The organism is Paracoccus angustae (assembly GCF_042648745.1).
Taxonomy (GTDB): domain Bacteria; phylum Pseudomonadota; class Alphaproteobacteria; order Rhodobacterales; family Rhodobacteraceae; genus Paracoccus; species Paracoccus angustae.
Genome location: NZ_JBHRXY010000080.1, coordinates 1 through 5067, shown reverse-complemented (window position 1 = coordinate 5067; position 5067 = coordinate 1). Strand labels below are relative to the sequence as shown.

Below are 5067 nucleotides of genomic sequence, written 5' to 3'. Positions count from 1 at the left end.
CTGCGGCAATCCCTGTACATGCCAGCACTTGTCGCAACACGGTTCAACCCGGATCTGCGCGTCGTCTACAAGCGGCTGGTAGACGCAGGTAAACCCGCAAAAATTGCTATCACGGCTGTAATGCGGAAGCTCGTGATTTTGGCCAACACCCTCGTCGCGTCTGGCCGCATATGGGAGCTGCGGCCGATGAAATGACGTAGGAGCAGACCTTCACCGCGCCTTGCACCGAGGGCACAGTGCGGACTTTTCTGCCGTTGCTTCGCTCTGGATCAATGGCGGCTATTCGTTCACTCTGACTGTCATGACCGCATTCACCCAAGCCAGCCTTCCCCATGTTCATCGCTGGACCTACACTGCCGGGGCCAACGAAGTCTCGATTGTTCTTCCGGATGGGTGTGTCGATCTGGTTGTCTTGTCCTGCGACAGGACGGGACGCGAAGTTTTTCACACCACTGACTGGGACTTTGCGCCAAGGTTGGTCAAGCTAAACGCAGGCACCTGCCTGACTGGCTATCGGCTGCGACCTGGCACTACGCTAGACCTTGCCGAATTCGAGCCCGCGGACCATGACGTGTCGAACCTTGAGGCAGAGATCGAAGCCAACACGCGGCATGACCAAGAGGTCTCGGAAATCATCGAGGCCCTTTGCTTGTCGGGCAACAGCGTTCGTTGCTTGGCCCGGCAACAAGGCGTATCGGAAAGAACCCTGCAACGTCGTTTCAAAGACCTGTCGCTTCCTTCCCCGGCCTTCTGGCGTCAACTGGGACGGGCTCGGCGGGCGGTTCAGGCCCTACCATGTCGCGTTCCGCTTGCCGAGATCGCAGCGCACTACGGCTACAGCGACCAGGCGCACATGACGCGAGAGTTCGTGCGTTGGTTCGGCTGGACGCCCGCCCAACTCCGCCGGAACCCGGCTGCCATTGCCGATCTGGCGCAACCCGGGCTTGGCAACTGGTCAGGAGAGATTAGCCTCGAGATCGCGGGTCTGACGTAGGAAATCCTCACATCGCTTGTCCACGATGTCGGCCAGGCTGGCGAGCTTGATGTGACGCCGATGCTTCCCTCCGCCTTCGAGCACCCGCTCCGGATCATCCAGCTGCGCGCCGTTGGTGAACTCCAAGGAGACGTGGTCCTTGTAAGCGAAAATCCCGCAGAACTGCGATTTGGGCTGCCCGGGAACGCGCTCAATCATGGTTCCACCGTATCTCGTGACACAGGCCGCGGCGGGCTCAACCTTTGCGACAACAGCTTTCAATTGTGCGACGATTTTTGCTTTTTCTGACTCCTCCATCATGGTCTCAACCTGGCAACTGTACTGCTGTGCAGATTTCGATCAGATACCCATTTGGGTCCGCCACATAGGACGTTGTCTGCTCCCAAGATTCATCGCGCACGTCCTGAACCAGCGTCGCCCCCGCGTCGAGCGCCCTTTGCAGGGTGCCGGCCACATCGTCCGTCTCAAAAGCGATCTCGAACGTCGGGGCGTCGGGTCTCGGCAGTGCCGGGCTCTTGCCCAACTCGCGCATGAGGGCTCTTGAGGAGAAAGCCAGTTTGGTTTTCCCTGTTACCAGCTCGCCGTAATCTCCGCCTTCGTGAAGGAAACCGCGTTCAAGCCTGAAAGCCTTCTCAAAAAAGTCGAGCGACGACGAGACGTCGTCCACGTAGAGAATCGTGTAGCGAAAGATCATGTGAGGCGCCTCCAACAATGTGGTTCCAACGATAGGCCACGATGGTGCGACGGTCTTGAAGAAAGCCGACAATAAGCGGCTGTGCAGCATCACGCAGTTTGGGCTCTATAGGGTCATTCGATGCGCCACGCACGAACGGCTGCTTTCGCCGAGACAGGCTGTTTCTGATGCTTGACGAACAACGGATACTCTAGGCTACGGCCTGCTGACGCCGGCCTGCGCCCCGAGACTGGACCCCTGCCCCTCCTTTGCGGCTGTTCCCGCGCCGTCCGTCTCGTCCGGAGCCAGCTTGCGCGAGGCCGCAATAGTCGGTCCAGCGGCCCAGTCTCGGCCCTTCGGGTGTCGATCGCTTGCGAGGAAGGGCATGTTGCGTAAATTACTCAAAACCCAATAATATCGGCTTTATTCAGTTAAGTAAGGAAGAAATAATGAGAATTTACTGCATTCATCTAAAGGATGGCTCGTCAAGCAAAGAGAGTGGTACGTTTCATGATAATATGTCTAGCCTTAAAGCTGTTCAGCATAAGCATGGCCCGATGAGCGGAGCGTTAGTTAGTCATCACCTAGATCCTATAACGGTGTGGATGGCTGTAAGTACGGTATGAAAAATCGGGATGATGTAACTGTAGAGGAGATAACAAAGACATCCCTAGAAAAAAAGCATGAGGGATATAAACAACTGGTGAAATTAATAATGTCAGATACTAAAGGATCATATCCGAATATAGAATAAATCTGTCTATGGCCTGTGGTCAACCGGACGGGCAGTTGCAGGCTGCCGGTGATACCCAGAGCTAGCTGCTTTTCCTTCTGACCTGCTCTGCCGCCGCTGTGCGGCCCAGGAAGAAAACACGGGAGAGGCCCGCGCGCGGCGCGGGCCAGGATGATTCATGTGTCGTTCCGGGGGATCGACGGGCTTTCGCCCGCTCACCCCCGTCCGCAGCCTTTTTGTTTTCCTGTCCGCCACGCATCCCCGCCCGAGCCGGTCAAGGGGCAAGCGCCGCCCTTTGGGCGTCGTCGTCCAGGCGGGCCGTGTCCTCGCCCGTTCCGGGCTGCGGGCCGCACCACCCCGCCTTCCCGACCCCTTGACAGTCTCGGCCGGGGCCACGGGCAGGGCTGCGCCCTCCCCGCTCTGCTTTCCGAAAGGCATGGGCCTTTCGAGACAGCAGATCAGGAAGGCTCGCCCATCGGCGGAACGGGCAGAAGACCCGGCCGCCCCGTCGCTAAAGGAGAGCCAAAAGATGGCGCTTTTCGAGATTGTCACCATGACCGACGACTGCGGCATGAGCCGCGTCGTGACCGATGACCTGGCCGCATGGGTCGAGGACATGGGCACCGAAATCACAGGAACCGAAACCCGCACCCGCCTGCGCCCCGAGTTGCAGGGCCAGCCGATGATCGCGGGCTTTGTCGGTCCCTGCTGGGGCGGCCTGTCGCAGACCGGCGAACCCATCATCCGCTACGAAGATCGCGGCACCTATGCCGCCCTGAGCCAGTAAGGAGGCGGCCGCATGACCTATCACAACACCGAGTTTCCGAAGATCGGAGAGACGCGGGAACATGCAGCCCCGGCCATGCGCCGCAGCCTGTCCAAGATTGTGGCCGAGTATGACGAGAAGGCCGCGGCCATTCGCGAGGCGATTGCCGAGTTCAACCGGGCCGAGACGGCAATCAACGTCGCGGCCTGCATCGGCGGGGCCTATGGCGGTCAAGTCTTTTCGCGCAGCCCGAGCCTTTACGAACGCGATGTGCGCCTTGCCCTGCTGCGTTCGGCCTGGAAGCATGTCTATGAAGGCTTGCAGATCGAGCGCATTGCCAGTGCCAAGGATCGCAAGCAGCTTGACCTGAAACTGACCAACCCCCTGCCCTTCACCCTGCCCAACATCGCGGAAGTGTTCGGGGATTACCTGCTGGACCCGCGCTTTCACGTCCTCAAGGGTCTGGCCGAGTGCTTTTGCGACCTGGACCCCGCCTACAAGAGCCATTCCAAGGTCAAGATCGGCGTCGAGGGCCTGCCCAAGCGCATCATCATCGGCAGCGCGACCGGCTGGAACGGTTGGGGCCAAGAGCGGTTGAAGGACACCTTGAACGCCTTGCGCGTCTATCGCGGTCAGCCGCGCTATGAATATCGCGAGTTTGCCGACATGATGAAGGAGGCCGAGCGGCACGGCGAGGCCGATTGCTGTGCAGGCTTTATCCGCGCCTTCAAGAACGGCAACGTGCATCTGATTTTCAACGAGGATGGGCGGCGCGACATCAACCGCGCCCTGGCCGAGTTCTATGGCGAGGTTCTTCCCGACGCACCCACTGAGGCAGAGGCAAAGCGGCCAAGCACGGAGGTTGCCCGCGATCTGCAATTCTACCCCACGCCCCGCCGCGTGGCGCAGGAGATTGTCAGCGCCCTGCACCTGTCAGGTGGCGAGCAGATCCTTGAACCGTCCTGCGGTGACGGCCGGATCATGGACGAGCTGGCCGCGTGGAACGAAAACCCCGAGGACCGGCGCGGCCGCGCCCCTGTGATCGTGACCGGCATCGAGTATGACGCAGCCCGCGCCGAGCAGGCCCGCGCCAAGGGCCATTCGGTCATGACCGCCAATTTCCTGCAGGTCCCGCCCGATCCGCGCTTTGATGCGGTCCTGATGAACCCGCCCTTCTATGGACGACACTACAAGCTGCATCTGGATCATGCGGCGCGGTTCCTGAAGCCGGGCGGCGTCCTGGTCTGCATCCTGCCCGCGACGGCACACTATGACCACGGCACCACTATAGGCCGCTGGACCGATCTGCCCGTGGGCAGCTTCGCCAGCTCCGGCACCAATGTTCCGACCGGCTATTGCGTCTATCACAAGCCCAAGGCGTAACTGATAACGCCAGGGGCAGGCTATGCGCCTGCCCCTGCCCTGCCCCTTTCACGGATCACCCCATGAACCTTTATCTGCGCATCTATCTGGCGGGACATTCCGGCCGCGTCATGCCGCGTTGGCTGCGCCGCCTTGTCGCGCGCAGCGAATTGCACCGCGCCTGGCTGTGCGGCTTCAATGGCTGTTTCGAGCAGGGCGGCGTGCGCTACGGACCCGCGAACCCCTACCCTGGCCCTGCCCTGCCGGACTGCTGAGCCGCCAGATCCTTGACCAAAAGATCGTAGTGCCAAGCCTCAGAGAGTGCTAAGGACCGCAATGCTCCATCTAGCGACGGAGTAACTTAAGGCCCCGCTTGCGCGGGGCCTTTTTTTCCCGCCTTCCCATTGCGGCATCGATCCAGGCTGAGTCGCAGCTTGGAAAAACCCAAAACATGCCAGCTAGTTGGCAAGTGACGCTCTGGTAAGGTTGTCAATCGAAATCTGAAAACTGGCTTTTTGGACTGGCTTTTTAGCCAGTGG

Annotated in this window: 6 protein-coding genes and 1 pseudogene; 5 read left to right on the top strand and 2 right to left on the bottom strand. The window is 60.1% G+C overall.

What is annotated here, in order from left to right; translation table 11 throughout:
* A pseudogene (locus ACFOM8_RS22470) lies at positions 1-195 on the top strand (IS110 family transposase); the annotation flags it as partial.
* A gap of 106 nt (positions 196-301) precedes the next feature.
* Entirely contained in the window at positions 302-994 is a 693-nt protein-coding gene (locus ACFOM8_RS22465; protein ID WP_377764597.1) for a helix-turn-helix domain-containing protein, read from the top strand.
* Here ACFOM8_RS22465 and ACFOM8_RS22460 read toward each other — a convergent pair.
* On the bottom strand, positions 956-1294 hold the full coding sequence (locus tag ACFOM8_RS22460; RefSeq protein ID WP_377764596.1) for a DUF1801 domain-containing protein: 339 nt from the start codon (positions 1292-1294) through the stop codon (positions 956-958). The genes ACFOM8_RS22465 and ACFOM8_RS22460 overlap by 39 nt on opposite strands.
* Positions 1295-1298: 4 nt before the next feature.
* The gene (locus ACFOM8_RS22455; RefSeq protein WP_377764595.1) at positions 1299-1688 is read right to left on the bottom strand and encodes a VOC family protein; all 390 of its coding nucleotides are present in this window, start codon (positions 1686-1688) and stop codon (positions 1299-1301) included.
* 1241 nt (positions 1689-2929) lie between these two features.
* Between ACFOM8_RS22455 and ACFOM8_RS22450 the strand changes: the two genes are divergently transcribed.
* From ACFOM8_RS22450 to ACFOM8_RS22440, 3 genes are all read left to right on the top strand, one after another.
* Positions 2930-3187: a hypothetical protein gene (locus ACFOM8_RS22450; protein WP_377764594.1), complete on the top strand. Its 258-nt coding sequence runs from the start codon at positions 2930-2932 to the stop codon at positions 3185-3187.
* A 12-nt stretch (positions 3188-3199) separates the two neighbouring features.
* Positions 3200-4549, top strand: coding sequence for a DUF4942 domain-containing protein (locus tag ACFOM8_RS22445; protein ID WP_377764593.1), 1350 nt, complete (start codon positions 3200-3202; stop codon positions 4547-4549).
* A gap of 62 nt (positions 4550-4611) precedes the next feature.
* A complete protein-coding gene (locus ACFOM8_RS22440) occupies positions 4612-4803 on the top strand; it encodes a hypothetical protein (protein WP_377764592.1) in 192 nt (63 codons plus the stop codon).
* The last annotated feature ends 264 nt before the right edge of the window (positions 4804-5067 follow it).